The following is a 19,751-nucleotide window of genomic DNA, read 5'->3' as shown; positions in this document are numbered from 1 at the left end:
GTCCGTCGCTGCGACATTTGGGGGCTGATATGGGAATTTTCACTTCTAGCCCGAATTAGCAGCGGTTTCACAGGCTGGGGTCGCAGGGTAGGGGACGTTCAATCGCCCCCGACATAGATGCAGCCTGATGCGTAACCGATATCTGGACCTGCTCCGTCTCCTGGCCATCGTCCGCGTCGTGGTCTATCACGTCACCGGGCTGGCCACGCTGACGCTGATCTTCCCGGCCATGTCGATCATGTTCGCCCTGGCCGGGTCGTTGATGGCCGCGTCGCTGGACCGGTCCGGCGTGCCCGCCGTGGGACGTCGGCTGCGCCGCCTGCTGCCCTCGCTCTGGGTGGTGGTGGTGATCTTCGTGCCGGCCATGCTGCTCACCGGGCTGACGTTCACCCCCCAGGTGGTGATCTGGCTGTTCCCGATCGCCGACCCGCCGGCCAACTACTGGGGTGCGCTCGCGCTCAGCCCGATCTGGTACCTGCGGGACTACCTGTGGTTCGTGCTCGCCTCACCGGTGGCGCTCTGGCTCTTCCGCCGGGCCCCGCTGCCCACCCTGACCACCCCCTACCTGCTGCTGGGCGCGATCGAGGTGGGCATCCTGCCGACCACCTCTGCGGTGCTGCGCGACTTCGGCCTCTACTTCGGGGCCTGGCTGCTCGGCTTCGCCCACCACGACGGCATGCTGCGCCGGCTGGCCGACCGGGTGCTGGTGCCGGTGGCGGTGCTGCTGGCCGGGGCCGGCGGGGCATGGGTCCTCACCCATCCCGGGCCGCGCGGTTACGACCTCAACGACATCCCGCTGGGCAACGCCCTGTGGTCGGCGGCGTTCATCCTGGTGGTCATCGGCCGGGGCCCGGCGGCCGCCGCCTGGGTGGACCGTAACCGGATCTTCGGTCGGCTGGTGACGGTGGCGAACCGGCGTGCGTTGACCATCTATCTGTGGCACATGCCCTTCGTGGTGGCGCTCACCCCGCTGGTGGGCCTGGTCGGCTGGTCACCCCGGGACCCGTGGGGCCTGGCGATCCGGGTGGTGCTGGTCTTCCTCCTGGTCGGGGTGGTGACCCTGCTGGTCGGCTGGGTGGAGGACATGGCGGCCCGCCGTCGCCCCGAGCTGATCCCCGGCCGCCCGCACCCCCGCCCGGCGACGGCGTCGCCCGGCGTCCCGGCTCCCCGGACACCCGAGGTCGACCCCGTCGAGATCAGGGCCCGCTGAGGTACGCCCCCCGCTCAGCGCTGCACGACCGTCACGTTCCCGCTGCCAGCCTCCAGGTCCAGCACCAGCGATGCGCCCGGGTCGTTGGTGACCCCGATTTCGGTGTCCCCCGAGTCGACGTTCGACTTCACCCGGTACCGGCCGGCCGGCACCGTCAACTCGACGTCCCCGCTGCCGGCATGGGCCCGCGCCGAGGCCGGCCTGATCAGGGTGAGTGTGATGTTGCCGGAACCGGTCTCGGCGGAGACGTCGCCACCGAGCCGGGTGCCGGTGACGTCGCCGGAGGACGCCCGCACGTCGACCGGGCCGGTGACGTTGAGCACCTCGATGTTGCCCGACCCGGTCTCGGCCCGCACCGGGCCGGCCGCCTCGATGATCCGGATGTTGCCCGAGCCGAGGTTGAAGTCGACCGACCCGATCCTGGCCAGCTCCACGTCACCCGAGCCGGTCTCACCCTGCACCCGCACCCCGGGCGGGGCGGTCACCTCGTACGACACCGAGCAGCGGGAACCGCACTCGGTGTCCAGCACCAACTCGTCACCGGTGATCTCGTACGTGGTGTCCGGCTGGTCACCCTGGTAACGGAGCACCCGCTTGACGCGTACGCCGGTGGCCGGGCCGGTCGCCCGGACCACCACGTCCCCGGAACCGGGCCGTACGGTGATCCGGGCGATCTTCGCCGCCTCGGTGGTGTCGAAGTCCAGCCGCCGGAACGAGAGCGTGTCGCACCCGGTGGCGAGGATGAGGGCGGCGGTCGCACCCAGGGCGACCGCGCTGCGGGGAAGAGCCATGCCAGCAACCTACGACCGCCGCCACCTGCGGCACATCCGGGGCGAAGCGCGGGCCCACCCCGATCCGACCCTGATTTCCCACCCCGAGGGAGAATGACCGGATGGCCGGGTACCGCCGACAGCTCTACCGCGACGACGCGGTGGTGCTGCGCGTGCAGAAGCTCGGCGAGTCCGACCGGATCATCACCCTGCTGACCCGCCGGCACGGCCGGTTGCGGGCGGTGGCCCGGGGGGTACGCCGCACCACCAGCAAGTTCGGCGCCCGGCTGGAGCCGTTCGGCCACGTCGACGTCCAGCTCGCCGGTGACCCGAAGGGCAACACCGGCAGCTCGCTGCACAGCGTCAGCCAGGTCGAGGGCATCGACCTGTACGGCAAACGTTTCCTCGGGGACTACCCCCGGTACACGGCGGCCAGCGCGATCGCGGAGACCGCCGAACGCCTCACCCCCGTCGAGCGGGAGCCGTCGCTGCGGCTGTTCCAGCTCACCCTCGGCGCGCTCAAGGCGCTGTCCCGGGGCGAGCACGCCACCACGCTGGTGCTCGACGCGTACCTGCTGCGCGGGATGAGCCTGGCCGGTTGGGCGCCGGCGCTGACCGCCTGCGCGGTCTGCGGCACCCCGGGGCGGCACCGGGCGTTCTCCGTACCGGCCGGGGGCGCGGTCTGCCCGGACTGCCGGCCGCCCGGCGCGGCCCACCCCGCACCGGCCACCATCGACCTGATGTCCGCCCTCACCAGCGGTGACTGGCAGGTCGCCGACGCCACCGCGACCGGGGTACGCCGGGAGTGCAGCGGCCTGGTCGCGGCGCACCTGCAGTGGCACCTGGAACGCGCGCTACGCTCGCTGCCGCTGGTCGACCGGGGCGGTGGTCCGACGGCCGGCGAGGGGAGCGGTCCGGCGCTATCGCCCCGGGTCGGTGTGGAGGGTGGGGACAAGGAGATGACCGAGTGATCCGATCGTTGAGGGCCGGCCGGCGGGAGCCGACGCCGCCGACTCCGCACCCGTCGGGCGCCCGACCGCCGGCACTGCCCGCCGAGGCGCTGCCCAAGCACATCGCCGTGGTGATGGACGGCAACGGCCGGTGGGCCAAGGAACGCGGTCTGCCCCGTACCAAGGGCCACGAGCAGGGAGAGCACAGCCTCTTCGACACCGTCGAGGGGGCGATCGAGCTGGGCGTGCCCTACCTGTCGGCGTACGCCTTCTCCACCGAGAACTGGCGGCGCTCGCCGGACGAGGTCCGGTTCCTGATGGGCTTCAACCGGGACGTCATCCGTCGCCGCCGCGACCAGTTGGTCGACCTGGGGGTGCGGGTGGTCTGGTCGGGGCGGGCCGGCCGGCTCTGGAAGAGCGTCATCTCCGAGTTGCAGACCGCCGAGGAGATGTCCCGGGGCAACTCGACGCTGACCCTCCAGTTCTGCGTCAACTACGGCGGCCAGGCCGAGATCGCCGACGCCGCCGCCGCGATCGCCCGGGAGGTGGCCGCGGGCCGGCTCGACCCGGCCAAGGTCACCGAGAAGACCGTGGCGAAGTACCTCTACCACCCGGAGGTCCCCGAGGTCGACCTCTTCCTGCGTCCCTCCGGCGAGGAACGGATCTCCAACTTCATGCTCTGGCAGGCGGCGTACGCGGAGCTGGTGTTCCTGGACACCCTCTGGCCGGACTTCGACCGCCGCCACCTCTGGTACGCCTGCGAGCTGTACGCCCAGCGGGACCGCCGCTTCGGTGGCGCGCTGCCCAACCCGGTGGCCCCGCCGCGCTGACCGTCGCCCCGGTCACGATTGGTGATCCCACCTGCGGGGTACCACCACTCCAGCAGCCAATCGCGGAGGTGAGCACACATGATTCAGAAGCGGATCGCGCAGTGGGCGGTCATGGCGGTCGCCGTGCCGCTGGCCGCGGCCGGTGCCCGCCAGCTGAGCCACACCCTGGAGTCCCGTCGGGGGCCCAGCGGAGTGAGCCGGATGCTGTCCAAGGGCGCCGACGTGTTGCGCCCCCAGAAGGCCGCCCGGCGTCGTCGGTTCTGGTGACCATCCGGCGCCGGCATTCCCGGTGACCAGCGGTCACCACTGAGCTCACGGCGAACGCCCCGCCACCCCGGTACTCATCGGGACGGCGGGGCGTTCGTGTAGCACTGGTGCCGGTCCGGTGAGCGCGGTGCCCCCGCTGGGGGACACCGTCGCACACCCGGCGATGGCGGGCTGGTCAGCCGGCCACTTCGGAGCGGTCGGCGGTCGCCCACAGGGTGTGGAACGCACCCTCCCGGTCGACCCGGTGGTAGGTGTGCGCCCCGAAGTTGTCCCGCAGGCCCTGGATCAGGGCCGCCGGCAGCCGCTCCGCGCGCAGCGCGTCGAAGTAGGCGAGCGACGAGGAGAAGGCCGGGGTGGGCACGCCGGCCCGTGCCGAGTCCGCCACCACCCGACGCCAGCTCGGCACGCCGTCGCTCACCGCGTCGGCGAAGTACGGCGCGACCAGCAGGGTCGGCAGCTCCGGCTGCGAGTCGTACGCCTCCCGGATGCGGTCCAGGAAGCGGGCCCGGATGATGCAGCCGCCCCGCCAGATGGTGGCGGTGCCACCCAGGTCGATGTCCCAGTGGTACTCGCGGCTGCCGGCCCGGATCTGGTCGAAGCCCTGCGCGTACGCGACGATCTTGCTGGCCAGCAGCGCCCGGCGGACGTCCTCGACGAACGCGTCCCGGTCCTCGACCTGCCACTTCTCGCCCGCGTCGCCGAAGGTGCGGCGGGCGGCCTCCCGCTGACCGGCGTGCCCGGACAGCGACCGGGCGAAGGTCGCCTCGGCGATGCCGGTGATCGGGATGCCCAGGTCGAGGGCGATCTGCACCGTCCAGCGGCCGGTGCCCTTCTGCTCCGCCTGGTCGAGCACCACGTCGACGAAGGGCTTGCCGCTGGCCGCGTCGGTGTGGGCCAGCACGTCGGCGGTGATCTCGATGAGGAACGACTCCAGCTCGCCGGTGTTCCACTCCCGGAAGATCTCCGCGATCTCACCCGGGGTCGCCCCCAGCCCGGCCCGCAGCAGGTCGTACGCCTCGGCGATGAGCTGCATGTCGGCGTACTCGATGCCGTTGTGGACCATCTTGACGAAGTGGCCGGCGCCGTCGGGGCCGACGTGCTGGCAGCACGCGACGCCGTCCACCTGCGCGGCGATCTTCTCGAAGATCGGCCCGAGCTTCTGGTAGGACTCCGCCGAACCGCCCGGCATGATGCTCGGCCCGAGCAGCGCGCCCTCCTCACCGCCGGAGACGCCGGTGCCGACGAAGTGCAGCCCGTGCTCGCGCAGCGTCTCCTCCCGCCGGCGGGTGTCGGCGAAGTGTGCGTTGCCGGCGTCGACGACGATGTCACCCTCCTCCAGTAGCGGCACCAGCTCGTCGATGACCGCGTCGGTGGGGGCGCCCGCCTTGACCATGACGATCACCGCGCGGGGCCGCTCCAGCGAGCCGACGAAGTCCGCCAGGGACTCCGACGGCACGAAGGTGCCCTCGTCACCGTGGTCGGCGACCAGGCTGCGGGTGCGCTCCGGGGAGCGGTTGTGCACCGCCACGGTGAACCCGTTCCGGGCCAGGTTCCGGGCCAGGTTGCGACCCATCACCGCCAGCCCGGTCACGCCGATCTGCGCCGTCGCCTGTTGCGTCATCCGTACCCGCCCTCTCACGTCACCTGTGTGCTGCGACCGTATCGCGCGCCCGCGACGGTCGGCAGCCGCCGTCCACCCAGTGTCACAGGGTGGTCGCGTGCGTGCGGCAGCGGGCGGGATGGCCGTCGGGAAAAGCGGGTGCGTCGGGCGCGGGGGTCGGCTACCGTGACGGCATGCGCATCTGACGCCCTAGCTGAGAGCCGACCCGCCGCCGTGGCCGCGGGTCCGCGTGCTCGGGCGTCCGCGTCTCCCACCCCTCCTGGCAGGGGATGACTCGTGGCCGGTCGTCCGGGGCCGATTCCCCGTCCGTCGACCGCCCGCCCGCCGTTCAAGGCTGCGGTGTGGTCCTCCGTACGTACAGGAGGCAGCGTATGCCCGCCAAGCGCAGTCCGAAGAAGTCCCGTCGTCCGGTGCCGTCCCCGATGGAGGTGGACCCGGCGGCGCTCGCGGCACTCGCCGTGACGCCCGCGCACCCGGTCCCCCTCGCCGTCGCGTCGGCCCATCCGGACGCCGTCGTCCGGTCGAGCCCGCCCCCGCCGCCGTCGCGGTCGGGCCGGCCGGTCCGGGCCGGCTCCACCACCGCCCAGGGCCAGAGCCGCCGGTACGCCTTCCGGCGGAGCTGATCCGCCCCGGCGGAGCTGATCCGCCCCGGCGGAGACGTCCCACACCAGATCGCCGAAACAGCGGTATCCGGGGGACCGGATACCGCTGTTTCGGCCCAGTGGTGCCGGCGTGCCTGGGTGGCCTGGCGTGCCCGGGTGGTGCCGGCGTGCCTGGGTGGTCCGGCGTGGCCTGGGTGGCCCGGCGTGCCCGGGTGGCCCGGCGTGCCCGGGTGGCCTGGCGTGCCTGGTGGCAGGCGTGCCCGGTGGGCCGATGGCCCGGTGGGGCGCTGGTCAGCCGATCAGGGGGCGGAAGGTGCCGAGGGCGACGCTGACCGCGAGTGCGCCGCCGGCCAGTGCGGCGGCGCCGACGATCAGCAGCCAGTCGGCCGGGCCGAACACCTGCCGGCGGGCCACCGTGCGGGGGATGCCGGCGTCGAAGCCCCGGGCGTCCATCGCCACCGCCAGCCGGGTGCCGCGTCGGATCGCGCCCACCAGCAGGGCGAATGCCGTGGAGACGAAGAGCCTCAACCGGGCCAGCGGGTTGCGGCCGGCGTCCACGCCCCGGGCGCGGCGGGCCATGGTGAGCATCTGCCAATCCTGGCCGAGCAGCGGCACCAACCGGAACGCGGCCAGCGCGCCGATGGCGAACCGGGCCGGGGCCTTCGCGTTCTGGACCAGCGCGTCGGCCAGGTCGGTCGGGTCGGTGGTGGCGAACACGATCACCCCGGGCAGGGCGACCGCGAGCATCCGCAGCACCAGCCCGAGCGCGGTGACCAGCACCCCGGAGGTCACCAGCAGCGGCCCGGCCTCCCACAGCACCCGACCGGTCCGGTCGGCGGCGAACAGCAGCAGCGTGACCAGGATGCCGACGGCACCGGCCAGCAAGGGCAGGGCCCGCCGGGCCAGCACCCGGTAGCGGATGCCGAACAGCGGCAGCAACGCCAGCTCGACGGCGATCGCGATCGCCGGTGCGACCGGGTCGAGGCTGGCCACCAGCAGGAACGAGAAGATCAGCCCGGCCGCCAGCTTGGCCACCGGGTTGCGCCGGGCCAGCGGCGCGCCGGGCACCGCGACGGGTTCCAGGCTGATCACGGCTCATCCCGGGCGGGGTGCAGGGTGACCGTCCGGTCGGCGAGCGCGGCGACGAAGTCCCCGTCGTGGGTGACGGTCACCACGCCGTGCCCGGCGTCGCGCAGGTCGGCGAAGAGGTCGACCAGCTCACCCCAGGTCCGGCGGTCCTGACCGAAGGTGGGTTCGTCGCAGATCAGCAGCCGGGGCGCGGTGGCCAGGGCGGTCGCCACGCTGAGCCGCCGGGCCTCCCCACCGGAGAGGGTGTACGGGTTGGCCCCGGCGAGCCGGGTCAGCCGCAGCCGGTCCAGCAACTCGTCCACGGTGGCCCGGACGGCGGACTCCGGGCGGCCGGTCCGGCGCGGGCCGAGGGCCAGTTCGTCGCGGACGGTGCCCGTGACGAACTGGTGCTCCGGGTCCTGGAAGACCGAACCGATCCGGCCGGCCAGGGCGGGGGCCCGCCACCGGTGCGGCGGCGTGCGGGTGTCTCCGTCGGCCAGGGCGGCGGTGCCGGTCAGCCGCCCGACGCCGGGGCGGAGCAGGCCGCCGAGCAGCAGGGCCAGGGTGGACTTGCCGACCCCGTTGGGACCGAGGACGGCGAGCGCCTCGCCGGCGCGTACCGTCAGGTCGGTGGGGGCCAGCCGGGGTGGCAGGCCGAGCCGGTCGGCGGTGAGCAACCCCGCGCCGGGCGGCCCGACGGCCGGGCGGGACCCGGTGGGGTGGCCGGGCACCCAGACGCCCTCGGCGGCGAGCGCGGCACCGTGCGCGGCGAAGACAGCCTCCGGTGGCCCGTCGGCCCGGACCCCGCCACCGGGGGTCAGCACCACCACCCGGTCGACCAGGGCGAGGGCGTCGGCGACCCGGTGTTCGACCAGGACCAGGGTGGTGTCCGGGTCCAGCGCGCCGGCCACCGCCGCGCGCACCAGCTCCGCGCCGGCCGGGTCGAGGTTGGCGGTCGGCTCGTCGAGCAGCAACAACCCGGGCCGCAGCGCCAGGACCCCGGCCAGCGCGAGCCGCTGCTGCTCGCCGCCGGACAGCGCCGCGGTGGGCCGGTCCCGGTGGTACGGGAAGCCCACCCGGCGCAGCGCCTCGTCCACCCGGGGCCAGATCTCGTCGCCGGGCACCCCCCGGTTCTCCAGGCCGAACGCGACGTCGTCACCGCAGCGGGCCATCACCAGCTGGGACTGCGGGTCCTGGAAGACGGTGCCGACCCGTTCGCGGGCCTTGGTCGGGTCGAGGCCGTCGATCTCGACGGTGCCCTCCTGCTCGCCGGAGTCCGCCGGCAGCAGCCCGGCCAGCGCGGCCAGCAGGGTGCTCTTGCCGGCCCCGGACGGCCCCAGCAGCAGCACCCGTTCCCCGTGGTCGATGCGCAGGTCCACCCCGCGTACCGCCCAGGCCCGCCGCCCGGCGTGCCGCCAGCCGAAACCGGCCAGCCTCACACTCGCCACGTCGCCGGCACCTCCATGATCGCCAGGGGAGGGTCAGACCAGGGTGCGGTCACGGCCGGCGGGGAACCGGTCCAGCACCCCGGTCTCGGCCAGCGCGCGGGTCAGGTACCAACCGCCGACCCCGGCGACGACGGCAGCGCTGAGCACGGTCAGCGCCGCGTACGGCAGGCGGTAGCTGACCAGGTCGTACTCGGCGTTCCAGGCGAAGAAGTCGAACACGGCGGCGCTCAGCCCGGTCAGCGCGCCGGCCAGCACCGCCACCGGCAGCCGGAATGACCGGTAGCGGAACGCGGCGAAGGCCAGCTCCGCGCCGAGACCCTGGATCAGCCCCTGTACGATGGTGATCCCGCCCCACTCCGCGCCGAGCAGCGCGGAGACGGTGGCGGCGACGGCCTCGCAGAACAGGGCCGCCCCGGGCTTGCGGATCACCAGGCCGCCGAGGACGGCCGGGACCAGCCAGACGCCGTACATCACGGCCTGACTGGCCGGTGCGGCGGCGAACGCCGGGTCGGCGGCCTTCCAGACCAGGCCCCAGGCCCAGAAGATGACGCCGAAGGCCACGGCGATCACGGCGGCGACCACGATGTCGATCGTGCGCCACCGGTTGCTGTTGGTGGTGGTGTGCGGCATGTCGGTGCTCCCAGTCCAGAGATCGAACCAGGAGAAGACGCACGCCGCGCCCGGCGGCTGCCGGACGGCGGCGCGGCTGGAGGTCGACCGAACTCCCTGCGCTGGCATTACCCAGATCAGGTTCGAGGGTCTGCGGGCGGTGCCCGCACTCTCAGCGCTGTGCGCTCCCCTGTCGGATGTGAAGTTGTCTCGGCAGACGCTAGCACCGACCTGCGCCAACAGCCCAGCAGGTCACGGTTCCCGGCATTCGACGCCCGAGCGGGGCCCCGGGTCGCTGGGTAGGCTGCCGATCATGCGGGTAGCGGCGCGGGGACTGACGTTCGACGTACGGGTCGGTGGGCCCGAGGACGGCGCGGTCGTGCTGCTGCTGCACGGGTTCCCCCAGCACGGCGGGGAGTGGGACGAGGTGGTGCCCGCCCTGCACGCCGCCGGGTTGCGCACCTACGCCCCCGACCAGCGGGGTTACTCGCCCGGGGCCCGGCCCGCCGAGGTGGCCGGCTACCGGCTGCCGGAACTGGTCGCCGACGCGGTGGCGGTGCTGGACGCGCTGGGCGTCGAGGCCGCGCACGTGGTGGGGCACGACTGGGGCGCGATCGTCGCCTGGGCGTTGGCTGCCCGGCACCCGGAGCGGGTACGCACCCTCACCGCGGTCTCGGTGCCCCATCCGGCCGCCTTCGGCCACGCGTTGGCCACCGACCGGCGGCAGCGGGCGCGCTCGTCGTACATGACGTTGTTCCGTCGGGCGGGCCTGGCGGAGCGGGTGCTGCTGGCCTGGCGGGGGGCGGTCCTGCGCCGGCTGCTGGCCGGCGTCGGCGACTCCGCCCGGGTGGCCCGGTATGCCGAGCCGATGCGCCGGCCGGGCGCGTTGACCGGCGGGTTGAACTGGTACCGGGCGATGTCGGGGCGGGACATGAAGGTGGTCGGTCCGGTGACCGTGCCGACCACCTATGTCTGGAGCGACCGGGACTTCGCGATCGGGCGTACCGCCGCGCAGGCATGTGCCCGGCACGTCTCGGGGGACTACCGGTTCGTGGTGCTGGCCGGGGTCACCCACTGGATTCCCGACCGTGCGCCGGGCCCACTGGCCGAGGCGATCCTGGCCCGGGTGCGCGGGACGGCCTGAGCCGATCCGCCGGCCGATCGGCTTGATCGGCGATCATGAGTCGGTTTCGCGCGGTTCCGGATCGGGCACAGGCGTTGCTGCCGACGGGGAGGTGTCCCCGTCGGTCGTACCGTCTTATCCGGAGGTAGCGCGTGTCGAAGGAATCCGAGAAGCAGCGCTGGCAGCGCAACTTCGCCGATCTGCTCCAGGAGCTGCGGGTCGCCCAGACCGGCGTGCAGATCCTCTTCGCCTTCCTGTTGACCCTGCCGTTCAGCAACGGTTTCACCCGGACGAGCGAGTTCCAGCGGGACGTCTACATTCTCGCGTTGCTGTCCGCCGCCGCGGCCACCGCGATGATCATCTCGCCGGTCGCCTTCCACCGGGCGCTGTTCCGCCAGGGCCGCAAGCCGGAGCTGGTCCGCTTCGCCCACCGGATGGCCACCGGCGGCCTGGCCTTCATGCTGGTCGCCATGGTGAGCGCGGTCCTGCTGATCGCTGACTTCGTGCTGGACACCGGGATCGCCGTGGTGCTCACCGTGCTCACCGGCCTGTGGTTCCTGACGTTCTGGGTGATCCTGCCGTTCGTCCGGCGTAACTGGGGTGAGGACGACGTCGACGACGATGATGACGACCCGGTGGTGTTGGCCGGCGACTGACCTCGCCCGTCGGGCGGTGGGGAACGGAGTGGGCCGGGGCCTGCCCGGGCCGACGGTGGTCGGGGTGGGCCCCGCTTCGTGGTGGCCGGGGTCGGGTCTGCGGCCCCTGGCGGCCGGGTCGTCAGCGGGCGATCGCCCAGGCCAGCACGGCCGCCAGGATGAGCCCGTTGAGCAGCGCCAGCACCAGGTACGCCTGCGGCGGGATCTTGCGGCCGCGCCGGACGAAGCTGACCAGCACGGCGGCGTACGCCAGCAGCAGCGCGGCGATGACGATCAGGAAGTAGAGCACCGCACCACCCTAGACGAGGGGGTTCGGCTGCCCGGGGACCGCTCATGATCAGCTACGGCCCGTAGGTGCGTACCCCGGCGTGTCGCGCTGGCGAGCCGTAGCTGATCGACGGCGAACGGGAGAGTCTAGCATCGAGTAATATCGATTGTTGTCTCCTTCCGTCCGGGTGCGCGGCCGGCTCCGCCTTCGTTGCGGGGATCGGGCCGCCGTCCAGGTGGGGGCGGGCGACGCCGGCCCGGCACCACGGACGAGGAGTGGACATGAGAGCAGCGCGACGACGTACCGCCGGACTGGGCGCGATCACGCTGGCGGTCCTCGCGGGCGGGGTGGCGGTCGCGGCCGGGGCCGGGGCCGCGGTGGCGACCGGCTGCCGGGTCGACTACAAGGTCAGCAGCGAGTGGCAGGGCGGCTTCGGCGCGGACGTCACCATCACCAACCTCGGCGACCCGGTCTCCGGCTGGACGCTCACCTGGGCCTTCGCCAGCGGGCAGCGGGTCAGCCAGGCGTGGAACGCCACCGTCACCCAGAACGGGACGGCGGTCAGCGCGAAGGACGCCGGTTACAACGCCGCCATCGCGACCGGGGCCGGCGTCAGCTTCGGCTTCAACGGCGGGTGGACCACCGCCAACCCGGTCCCCACCGCGTTCGCGCTCAACGGGGTGTCGTGCACCGGCGCGACGCCGACCGCCACCCCCTGCCCGCCGCCGTCCACCCCGCCGACCCAGACCCCGACGCCCACCCCGACCCCGACCCGGACGCCCACGCCCACTCCGACGCCCAGCCCGACCCCCTCGGCGCAGCGGCCGGTCACCGTGTGGCTGGCCGGCGACTCCACGGTCGCCAACCCGTCCTCCGGCACCGTCTGCCCGGTCGGCTGGGGCAACCAGTTCGGCCAGTACCTCAACGGCAACGCCACGGTGGTCAACAGCGCGGTCGGCGGGCGCAGCATCCAGACCTGGCTGTACGACCCCAACGTCACCACCACGATGAACGCGGCCGGCGAGTGCGTGATCAACCCGCAGACCTACTCGACCCGCTGGCAGGCCATGCTGAACGCCAGCGGTGGGATGAAGGCCGGCGACTACCTGTTCATCCAGTTCGGCATCAACGACGGCAGCGCCACCTGCAACCGGCACGTCGGGTCGGCCCGCTACAAGGAACTGCTCGGCGTGATGGCCCGCGCGGCCCAGCAGCGCGGCGCGTACCCGGTCTTCCTCACCCCGGCCGCCGCGATCACCTGCTCGGGCAGCACCGCCGTCGGCAACCGGGGCTTCCTCACCGAGACGTTCGACGCGGGGCGGGCCAACAACGTCCCCGTCATCGACCTGCACAAGCTGAGCTACACGGTCTACAACACGCTGCGGCTCTGCCCGAACAACGGCGACTACAACTCGGGCGCGGTGGGGGCGTTCTTCTGCGCCGACCACACCCACTTCGAGACGGCCGGGGCCCGGCAGATCGCCGGTGTGGTCGCCACCGCCCTCCGCAACCAGCAGATCGGCCTCTCGGCCTACCTGCGGTGAGGCGTCCGCCCCGGCCGGGCGGGTGGGAGCGGCTCAGGCCGGGCGGGTGGGACCACCCCGGCCCGGCTGGTGGGAACTGCCCCGGCCGGGCTGCGGTCGGCGCTGCGCAGCGGGCGGCCCGTCAGGAGACCGCGCAGGCGGTGCCGTTGAGGGCGAACCCGGCGGGTCGGCTGTTCGCGCCGGTGGCGTCGGCCAGGAAGCCGAAGCTCACCGTCGCCCCGGCCGCGATCGCGCCGTTCCAGCTGACGTTGGTCACGCGGACGGTGCCGCCGCTCTGCGTGTAGCTGGCGTTCCACGCCTGGCTGACCCGTTGGCCGTCGGCGAACGTCCACTGGAGCGTCCACCCGTCGATCGGGGTGGCGCCGGTGTTGCGGATCGTCACCTCGCCCTGGAAGCCGCCCTGCCACTGCCCGGTGACCGCGTAACCGACGCCGCACCCGGTCCCGCCGGCCGGCGGCGTGGTCACGGGCGGGGTGGTGGGCGGCGCGGTGGTGACCGGTGGCGTGGTGGTGGGCGGCGTGGTGGTGGGGGGTGCGGTGGTGGTCGGTGGGGTGGTGGGGGTCGGCGTCGGGGTGGTGGTCAGCTTCGCGGCGACGATCGGGGCGAGCCGGGCCGTGATCGCCCGGTGGCCGGTGTCGTTCGGGTGCACCGAGTCGCTCAGCCCGTCGGCGGGCAGCCAGCCGGTGGTGTCCACGTAGAACACGTTGCGGTCCCCGCCGCCGGTGACCGCCGTGACGGCGGCGGCGGTCTCCGCGGCGTACCGGCCGCTGAAGGTGCGCAGCGCGAAGATCGCCGCGCGCGGGTACTTGCTCCGCACGGTACGGATGAACGTGGCGTACTGGTTCTGGAAGTCCGCGCCGCTCACCCCGTGGCTGCGGTCGTTGGTGCCCAGGTTGATCACCACGGCGTCCGCCTGGTAACGGGTGAAGTCCCAGGTGGGGCTGGTGGCCGAGTATCCGGTGCGGAGGAACTGGCTGGCCACGCTGACGCAGCCGTCGGCGGTGGCCACCAGGCAACCCCCGCCGTAGCCGAGCTGGGTGTGCTCGGTGCCGAGCTGCTCCCCGGTCAGCCAGCCGTACGCGGTCAGCGCCGTGCGGGACGAGGTGGTGCCGAGGGTGATGGAGTCGCCGACGAACTCGATCAGCCGGGGCCGCACCGCCGCCGGCAGGGTACGCGCGCCCGAGTCGAGGGTCAGCCCCTGGAACACCGCGTCCCCGGTGTACGAGCCGGCGACCACCCGGTACGACACCACCAGCGTGTGGTTGCCGGCGCGCAGCGGGGTCGGGGTCAGGTTCACCGTGCCGCTGACGTTGGTCAGGTACCTGAAGTCAGCCCCGTCGATGCTGTAGTAGAGGTCGATGGCGCGACGTTGCCGCAGCTTGACCGTGGTGCCGGTGAATCCGGTCCGCAGATAGGCGCCGGCCCAGTTCGGCACGTACGCGGTGCTGTTGCTGCGGTCCCAGCGGCCGACGAAGGCGATGTTCGCGTCGGTGGGGGAGCCGTCACCGGTGGCGGCCTGCGCCGACGGTAGGGCGATGAGTGCGGCGGCCAGCATCGCCACCAGGCAGGCTGCCCCGGCCGTGACGATCGACCGACTGCGGGACACGGACATGGATCGCTTCCCTTCCGGGCCGTCCACGCCGACGGCTTCCAGGCTTAAGACATTTATCGTCATCTAAGCCTCTCCGGTGCGGAGGCACAACCGGCGGCGGGCCGGCCCGCCGGTCGCGCCCCGGGCCGGTCGCCGCCCGGCCCGGGCCTAGCGGCCGGTCCGGAGGCCGAGCCGGCGCAGCTCCAGGGCGGCGAGCGCGTCGACGGTGGCGTCGTCGCCGCGCCGCCACGCCTGGGCCACGTCCGGATCGATCCTGGTCAGCCGGCGCAGCGGCTGGCTGGTCAGCGCACGCAGGGCCAGCAGGTCCCTCCCGGCCGGGCCGGCGGCGAGGGCCTTCGCCGAGGCGGCCCGGCGCATCCAGCGCAGCCGCAGCGGCAGCCAGCCGAACAGCACCAGCCCGAGCGGGAACACCAGCACGGCGATGCTCAGTGCCCAGGCGAGCTGGCCGACCAGTTCCTGCTCGTCGCGGCCGACCTCGGCCATCGCCCGGGCGGCGTCGGCGGCCTTGGCGAACGGGCCGGTCAGCTCGTCGCCGACCAGCGGCAGCTGACCGACCTTGCCGCCGGCCTCGGCCAGGTTGTCGGCGAGGCCACCGCCGGCCCCCTCCAGCTTCTGCCCGGGTACGGCGAGCTTCTCCACCAGGTCGTACAGCCACATCGCGAAGCGGATCGCCCCGTAGACCCAGGCGACGACGAGCAGGTCGGTGACGACCTGACGGAGGAGGACCGGAAGCCGGTCAGCGTAGACCTTCACGGCCGACAGCGTGCCACGACGCGGGGCGGCCGGCACCCTCCGGTCGCCCGTGAGCCGGCTCGGCGGGGGACGACGGCCCCTCCCCGGCGTGGCTGACCGCGTCGGCCACGATGTGCGCGACGTGCTCGTCGACCAGGGCGTACGCGATCTCCCGACCGCGCCGGGAGCCCCGCACCACCCCGGCGCCGCGCAGCACCCGCAGGTGCTGGGAGACCAGCGGCTGCGGGGCACCGAGCTGCTCGACCAGCTCGTGCACGCACCGCTCACCCTGGGCGAGCTCGCTGACGATGGCCAGCCGGATCGGGGCGGACAGCGCCCGGAGCAGCTCGCCCGCGCCCTCGAACGCGTCGTAGCCCTGGGTGCCGGTCACCCCGTAACGGTAACCAATACCGGTGGCGGTTCGTCGGTCGGCGTCACCGGAGCACCACCTCGTGCGGTTCCGGGGTGGTGGCGACGGCCGGGGTGGCCCGGCGGCGCAGCACCCGCCAGCCGGCGGCGGCCAGCGCCACCACGAGGAAGGACCCGATCGCCAGCAGCACCACCGAGGCGCCGGGGGCGGTGTCGGCGGTGGCTGCCACCCAGACCCCCGCCCCGGCGGCGAACAGGCCGAGCGCCATGGCCGCCGTCATGGTGCTGCGGAAGCCCCGGGTGACCTGCTGCGCGGTGGCCACCGGCACCACCATCAGGGCGCTGATCAGCAACACGCCGACGGCCCGCATGGCGATCGTGACGGTGACCGCGGTGGCGACCGCCAGCAGCAGGTTCAGCGCCCGGACGGGCAGCCCGGCGACCCGGGCGTACTCCTCGTCGTGGCAGACCGCGAAGAGCGCCGGGCGCAGCGCCAGCATGAGCACCGCGATGGTCGCGCCGAGCACCGCGATGGTGGTCAGGTCGGCGGGCGAGGTGGTGGTGAGCGAGCCGAACAGGTAGGCGTTGAGGTTGGCGCTGCTGGCGTCGGAGAGGCCGACCAGCATCACGCCACCGGCGATGCCGCCGTAGAACAGCAGCGCCAGCGCCAGGTCGCCGGAGGTGCGGCCCCGGGCCCGGACCAGCTCGATGGTGACCGCGCCGAGGATCGCCGCGACCACCGCCACCAGCACCGGTGACCGGTTGAGCAGCAGGCCGGCACCGACGCCGGTGAGCGCGACGTGACCGATGCCGTCACCGATCAGGGCCAGCCGCCGCTGCACCAGATAGATCCCGAGGGCCGGGGCGGTCAACCCGATCACCAGGGCGCCGAGCAGCGCCCGCTGCATGAAGTCGTACTGGAAGAGGTCCATTGCTCAGCTGCTCCACAGCCCGGCGGGCTCCTCGGGACCGTGCGGGTGCACGTGGTCGTGGTCGGGCTCGGCGTGGTGCCCGGCCGGTTCCGGCACCGCGCCGTCATGGCAGACGCCGCCCTGGTGCACCACCACGGCCCGGCTGATCAGCGGGCGCAGCGCCCCCAGCTCGTGGGCGACCAGCAGCACCGTGCCGCCGGTGCCGACGAACTCGTGCAGCGCCCCGGCGAACGCCTCCTGGCTGGCCGCGTCGACCCCGGCGGTCGGCTCGTCGAGCACCAGCAGCTCCGGCTCGCCGGCCAGGGCGCGGGCGATCAGGGTGCGCTGCTGCTGGCCGCCGGAGAGGGTGGCCACCGGGTCCCGGGCCCGGTCGGCGAGCCCGACCGCGCGCAGCGCCGCCTCGACCGCGGTCCGGTCGGCCCGGCCGGGTGGGCGCAGCACCCCCCGGCGGGCCAGCCGCCCGGAGGCCACCACCTCGCGGACGGTGGCCGGTACGCCGCTGCCCGCGCCGAGCCGCTGCGGGACGTAGCCGATCCGGTGCCACTGCCGGAACCGGCGCTGCGGGACGCCGAACAGCGTGACCGTGCCGGTGCCGAGCGGGACCAGCCCGAGCACGGCGCGGATCAGGGTGGACTTGCCGGAGCCGTTGGCCCCGAGCACGGCCACCACCTCGCCGGCGGTGACGGTCAGCGAGACGTCCCGCAGCACCGGGCGGCCGTCGTAGCCGACCGAGGCGTGCCCGACCTGGATCACGGGTGTGGTCACGAGCACCCCAGGGCGGTACGGAGCGAGGTCAGGTTGGTGCGCATCACCGAAAGGTAGTCCCCACCCCCGTCAGCGGAGAGCCCTTCGATCGGGTCCAGCACCGCGGTCTTCGCGCCGACCTCGGCGGCGATGGTCTCGGCCACCTTCGGGCTGACCAGCGTCTCGAAGAAAATCGTGGTGGCGCCGTGCTCGCGGGCCTCGCGGGCGACCTCGGCCAGCCGCTGCGGGGCGGGCTCGGTGTCCGGGGTGAGCCCGGTGAGGCCGATCTGCTCCAGCCGGTAACGCTCGGCGAGGTAGCCGAAGGCGGCGTGGCTGACCACGATCTCCCGCCGCTGGCAGGTCTTCAGGCCGGCGGCGTACTCGGTGTCGAGCTTCTCCAACTCGCCGCGCAGCGTCCGGGCCCGGGTGGTGAAGTCGGCGGCCCGGTCCGGGTCGACGGTGCCGAGCCGTTCGGCCAGCTTGTCGGCGACGGTGGCCAGCCGGGTCGGGTCCAGCCAGAGGTGCGGGTCCTTGCCGCCGCCCTCCTCCTCGGCGTGATCGGACTCACCCTCGTGTTCGTGCTCGTGTCCGCCGGCTGTCGCGTCGAGTAGCGGCGCGACTCCTGTCACGTCGAAGGCCCGGTCGGCGGCGTTCTGCGCGACGGCCTCGTCCACCGCCGGCTGGAAGCCCTTGAGATAGAAGACCAGCTCGGCCTGGCTGACCTGGCCGACCTGCCGGGGGTTGAGTTCCAGGTCGTGCGGCTCCGCGCCCGGCTTGGCGAGGTTGGTGACGGTGACCGCGTCCCCACCGACCCGTTCGGCGACGAACTGGAGGGGATAGAAGGCGGCGACCACGTCCACCCGGTCCGGATCGGCCCCGGCCACGTCGGTCGAGCAGGCGGTGCCACCGGCCAGGACGAGCAGGGCGGTGGCGGCGGCGGTCAGGACGCGGGGCAGGGTGCGGGCGGTCATGTCGGCAACTGTCCGTGAAAACGAGAATGATTGTCAAAAACGCATGAGTGCATGTCAGAAGAGCTTGACCAGGGCCACCGTGACCAGCAACGTCAACATCACCAACCGGAGCAGCCGGGTCTGCGGCGCCTGCACCGGCCAGGTGGTGGCCAGCAGGTAGGCCAGCCCGGCGGCCAGCGCCAACAACAGCAACCCGCCGACCGGGCCGGGCGCGAAGAGCGCCACCAGCACCAGCGCCAGGGCGGCGAGGAACACCGACGTCGGGTTCGCCCGGGCCAACCGGGCCAGCAGGGGGCGCTGCGTAGGCTGCATCCCACAGACTCTACGAGGAGGAACCCGGTGCTGGTCACCAACCGGTTCGTGGTCGCCGTCGAGGCGTCGGACGACTTCACCGCCCGGGCGCACGCCGCGCTGGCCGCGCTCGCCGCCCGCCCCGGCTACCTGCGCGGTGAACTCCTGCGCGCCCTCGACGACCCCCGGCACTGGTGCCTGCTCACCGAGTGGGAGTCGGTCGGGACCTACCGACGGGCGCTGGGCGGGTTCGACGTCAAGATCACCGCCGTGCCGTTGCTCGCCGAGTCGGTCGACGAGCCCTCGGCGTACGAGAGGCTGGCCGGTGCCGCCCCCGACGGCGAGGTGGTGGTGGTCGACAGCGATCGGGCCGCGCGTCCGCACCGCTGAGCCGGGGGGCACTACCCTGCTCCTATGACCGCTCCCGGCCCGGCAGCCCCACCGCCGTACCCCGCGACACCCGGCCCGGACGGCACCCCGCCGTCGGTCGCCCCGGGTGCCCCGGGCGTGCCCGCCCCGCCGGGTGCCCCGGGGGTGCCCACCGCCCCGGGTGATCCGGGTGTGCCCGCTCCGCCCCCCGGGCCCGGGGTGGCCCCGCCGTTCGCCGCCCCGCCCACCGAGGGTCGCCGCAAGCGGCTCTGGCTGGGGCTCGGCGTCGGGGCGATCGCCCTGCTGATCTGCTGCGGAGGCGGCGGCGCAGCGGCCGTCGGGCTGGTGGTCAGCAACGTGCAGGCGATCGAGGAACAGGGTCAGGCGGTCACCGACGACTACTACCGTGCCCTGGTCGACAAGCAGTACGGCAAGGCGTACGAGAAGCTCTGCGACGACGCGCGACGGCGGGAGTCCCGGGGCGAGTTCACCCGCCGGATCGCCGAGGAGCCGGCCGTCGCCAGCTACCGGGTCGGTGACGTCGACCCGCAGACCCTGACCGTGCCGGTCGACGTCACCTTCAACGGTGGCGGGCGGGGCACCCAGCAGGTCACCCTCGCCGCCGACCAGCAGACCGGTGGCATGGAGGTCTGCGGGGTCAGCTGAGCCGGCAGCGGTATTCTGCTGGGCCCGGGGCGCTGCTGGTCGTACCGTTGTCCCGAACCGTTCGGTCCCATTCACCTCACGTCCCCGCCGACCGCCAGC

Annotated in this window: 22 protein-coding genes, 1 pseudogene and 1 riboswitch; of the genes and pseudogenes, 10 read left to right on the top strand and 13 right to left on the bottom strand. The window is 73.6% G+C overall.

Annotated elements, in window-relative coordinates; genetic code table 11:
• Window positions 1-127: 127 nt before the first annotated feature.
• The gene (locus tag ACQP1S_RS24820) at window positions 128-1,210 is read left to right on the top strand and encodes an acyltransferase family protein (protein ID WP_432899786.1); all 1,083 of its coding nucleotides are present in this window, start codon (window positions 128-130) and stop codon (window positions 1,208-1,210) included.
• A gap of 14 nt (window positions 1,211-1,224) precedes the next feature.
• On the opposite strand, the gene ACQP1S_RS24815 is transcribed toward ACQP1S_RS24820, so the two are convergent.
• The gene (locus ACQP1S_RS24815; RefSeq protein ID WP_432899783.1) at window positions 1,225-2,001 is read right to left on the bottom strand and encodes a DUF4097 family beta strand repeat-containing protein; all 777 of its coding nucleotides are present in this window, start codon (window positions 1,999-2,001) and stop codon (window positions 1,225-1,227) included.
• A gap of 101 nt (window positions 2,002-2,102) precedes the next feature.
• Between ACQP1S_RS24815 and recO the strand changes: the two genes are divergently transcribed.
• The 3 genes from recO (at window position 2,103) to ACQP1S_RS24800 (ending at window position 4,027) form a co-directional block, all read left to right on the top strand.
• On the top strand, window positions 2,103-2,951 hold the full coding sequence (recO, locus tag ACQP1S_RS24810; protein ID WP_432899780.1) for a DNA repair protein RecO: 849 nt from the start codon (window positions 2,103-2,105) through the stop codon (window positions 2,949-2,951).
• Window positions 2,948-3,760 (top strand): isoprenyl transferase, encoded by an 813-nt coding sequence (locus tag ACQP1S_RS24805; protein ID WP_091238538.1) that lies wholly within the window; start codon window positions 2,948-2,950, stop codon window positions 3,758-3,760. Before recO ends, ACQP1S_RS24805 begins: the two co-directional genes overlap by 4 nt.
• Window positions 3,761-3,838: 78 nt before the next feature.
• Window positions 3,839-4,027, top strand: a complete 189-nt coding sequence (locus ACQP1S_RS24800; RefSeq protein WP_091238535.1) for a hypothetical protein — start codon at window positions 3,839-3,841, stop codon at window positions 4,025-4,027.
• A 175-nt stretch (window positions 4,028-4,202) separates the two neighbouring features.
• On the opposite strand, the gene gndA is transcribed toward ACQP1S_RS24800, so the two are convergent.
• The gene (gene gndA, locus ACQP1S_RS24795) at window positions 4,203-5,648 is read right to left on the bottom strand and encodes an NADP-dependent phosphogluconate dehydrogenase (RefSeq protein ID WP_091238532.1); all 1,446 of its coding nucleotides are present in this window, start codon (window positions 5,646-5,648) and stop codon (window positions 4,203-4,205) included.
• Window positions 5,649-6,019: 371 nt separating this feature from the next.
• Between gndA and ACQP1S_RS24790 the strand changes: the two genes are divergently transcribed.
• Window positions 6,020-6,271, top strand: a complete 252-nt coding sequence (locus tag ACQP1S_RS24790; RefSeq protein WP_432899774.1) for a hypothetical protein — start codon at window positions 6,020-6,022, stop codon at window positions 6,269-6,271.
• Window positions 6,272-6,541: 270 nt separating this feature from the next.
• Here the strand turns inward: ACQP1S_RS24790 and ACQP1S_RS24785 are convergent, their stop codons facing one another.
• From ACQP1S_RS24785 to ACQP1S_RS24775, 3 genes are read right to left on the bottom strand one after another with little or no spacing between them, the layout of a single operon-like run.
• Window positions 6,542-7,342: an energy-coupling factor transporter transmembrane component T family protein gene (locus ACQP1S_RS24785; RefSeq protein ID WP_432899771.1), complete on the bottom strand. Its 801-nt coding sequence runs from the start codon at window positions 7,340-7,342 to the stop codon at window positions 6,542-6,544.
• Entirely contained in the window at window positions 7,339-8,766 is a 1,428-nt protein-coding gene (locus ACQP1S_RS24780; protein WP_432899768.1) for an ABC transporter ATP-binding protein, read from the bottom strand. Before ACQP1S_RS24780 ends, ACQP1S_RS24785 begins: the two co-directional genes overlap by 4 nt.
• A gap of 33 nt (window positions 8,767-8,799) precedes the next feature.
• Window positions 8,800-9,396 carry an ECF transporter S component gene (locus ACQP1S_RS24775; protein WP_091238991.1) on the bottom strand — a complete coding sequence of 199 codons (597 nt, stop codon included), beginning with the start codon at window positions 9,394-9,396 and terminating at the stop codon, window positions 8,800-8,802.
• Between the two features lie 75 nt (window positions 9,397-9,471).
• Window positions 9,472-9,577, bottom strand: a riboswitch (TPP riboswitch).
• 111 nt (window positions 9,578-9,688) lie between these two features.
• Here ACQP1S_RS24775 and ACQP1S_RS24770 point away from each other — a divergent pair.
• Together ACQP1S_RS24770 and ACQP1S_RS24765 are read left to right on the top strand one after the other, a co-directional pair.
• A complete protein-coding gene (locus ACQP1S_RS24770) occupies window positions 9,689-10,519 on the top strand; it encodes an alpha/beta fold hydrolase (protein ID WP_432899765.1) in 831 nt (276 codons plus the stop codon).
• A gap of 131 nt (window positions 10,520-10,650) precedes the next feature.
• Complete coding sequence (locus ACQP1S_RS24765; protein WP_432899762.1) at window positions 10,651-11,154, top strand: DUF6328 family protein; 504 nt, start codon at window positions 10,651-10,653, stop codon at window positions 11,152-11,154.
• A gap of 121 nt (window positions 11,155-11,275) precedes the next feature.
• On the opposite strand, the gene ACQP1S_RS24760 is transcribed toward ACQP1S_RS24765, so the two are convergent.
• The gene (locus ACQP1S_RS24760; protein ID WP_432899759.1) at window positions 11,276-11,443 is read right to left on the bottom strand and encodes a hypothetical protein; all 168 of its coding nucleotides are present in this window, start codon (window positions 11,441-11,443) and stop codon (window positions 11,276-11,278) included.
• A 260-nt stretch (window positions 11,444-11,703) separates the two neighbouring features.
• Here ACQP1S_RS24760 and ACQP1S_RS24755 point away from each other — a divergent pair, with 260 nt between their 5' ends.
• Window positions 11,704-12,966, top strand: coding sequence for a cellulose binding domain-containing protein (locus tag ACQP1S_RS24755; protein WP_432899756.1), 1,263 nt, complete (start codon window positions 11,704-11,706; stop codon window positions 12,964-12,966).
• Window positions 12,967-13,087: 121 nt separating this feature from the next.
• On the opposite strand, the gene ACQP1S_RS24750 is transcribed toward ACQP1S_RS24755, so the two are convergent.
• The 7 genes and pseudogenes from ACQP1S_RS24750 to ACQP1S_RS24720 all read right to left on the bottom strand — a co-directional run bounded on the left by ACQP1S_RS24750 (window position 13,088) and on the right by ACQP1S_RS24720 (window position 18,638).
• A complete protein-coding gene (locus tag ACQP1S_RS24750) occupies window positions 13,088-14,578 on the bottom strand; it encodes a cellulose binding domain-containing protein (RefSeq protein WP_432899753.1) in 1,491 nt (496 codons plus the stop codon).
• 147 nt (window positions 14,579-14,725) lie between these two features.
• Window positions 14,726-15,331, bottom strand: coding sequence for a hypothetical protein (locus tag ACQP1S_RS24745; RefSeq protein WP_363669583.1), 606 nt, complete (start codon window positions 15,329-15,331; stop codon window positions 14,726-14,728).
• Between the two features lie 67 nt (window positions 15,332-15,398).
• Window positions 15,399-15,701: pseudogene (locus ACQP1S_RS24740) on the bottom strand (ArsR/SmtB family transcription factor); the annotation flags it as partial.
• Window positions 15,702-15,744: 43 nt separating this feature from the next.
• Entirely contained in the window at window positions 15,745-16,611 is an 867-nt protein-coding gene (locus tag ACQP1S_RS24735; RefSeq protein ID WP_091238500.1) for a metal ABC transporter permease, read from the bottom strand.
• Window positions 16,612-16,614: 3 nt separating this feature from the next.
• Window positions 16,615-17,376, bottom strand: coding sequence for a metal ABC transporter ATP-binding protein (locus ACQP1S_RS24730; protein ID WP_432899748.1), 762 nt, complete (start codon window positions 17,374-17,376; stop codon window positions 16,615-16,617).
• On the bottom strand, window positions 17,373-18,326 hold the full coding sequence (locus ACQP1S_RS24725) for a metal ABC transporter substrate-binding protein (protein WP_432899745.1): 954 nt from the start codon (window positions 18,324-18,326) through the stop codon (window positions 17,373-17,375). The genes ACQP1S_RS24730 and ACQP1S_RS24725 overlap by 4 nt, the downstream gene beginning before the upstream one ends.
• A gap of 54 nt (window positions 18,327-18,380) precedes the next feature.
• Entirely contained in the window at window positions 18,381-18,638 is a 258-nt protein-coding gene (locus tag ACQP1S_RS24720) for a DUF6703 family protein (RefSeq protein ID WP_091238494.1), read from the bottom strand.
• Between the two features lie 27 nt (window positions 18,639-18,665).
• Here ACQP1S_RS24720 and ACQP1S_RS24715 point away from each other — a divergent pair, with 27 nt between their 5' ends.
• Window positions 18,666-19,007, top strand: a complete 342-nt coding sequence (locus ACQP1S_RS24715; RefSeq protein WP_091238490.1) for an antibiotic biosynthesis monooxygenase family protein — start codon at window positions 18,666-18,668, stop codon at window positions 19,005-19,007.
• A gap of 171 nt (window positions 19,008-19,178) precedes the next feature.
• Window positions 19,179-19,652 (top strand): Rv0361 family membrane protein, encoded by a 474-nt coding sequence (locus ACQP1S_RS24710; protein ID WP_091238983.1) that lies wholly within the window; start codon window positions 19,179-19,181, stop codon window positions 19,650-19,652.
• The last annotated feature ends 99 nt before the right edge of the window (window positions 19,653-19,751 follow it).

Source organism: Micromonospora matsumotoense (genome assembly GCF_050951065.1).
GTDB classification, from domain to species: domain Bacteria; phylum Actinomycetota; class Actinomycetes; order Mycobacteriales; family Micromonosporaceae; genus Micromonospora; species Micromonospora matsumotoensis.
Note: the sequence above shows the minus strand (reverse complement) of the source record. Positions and strands in the feature narration are given on the sequence as shown.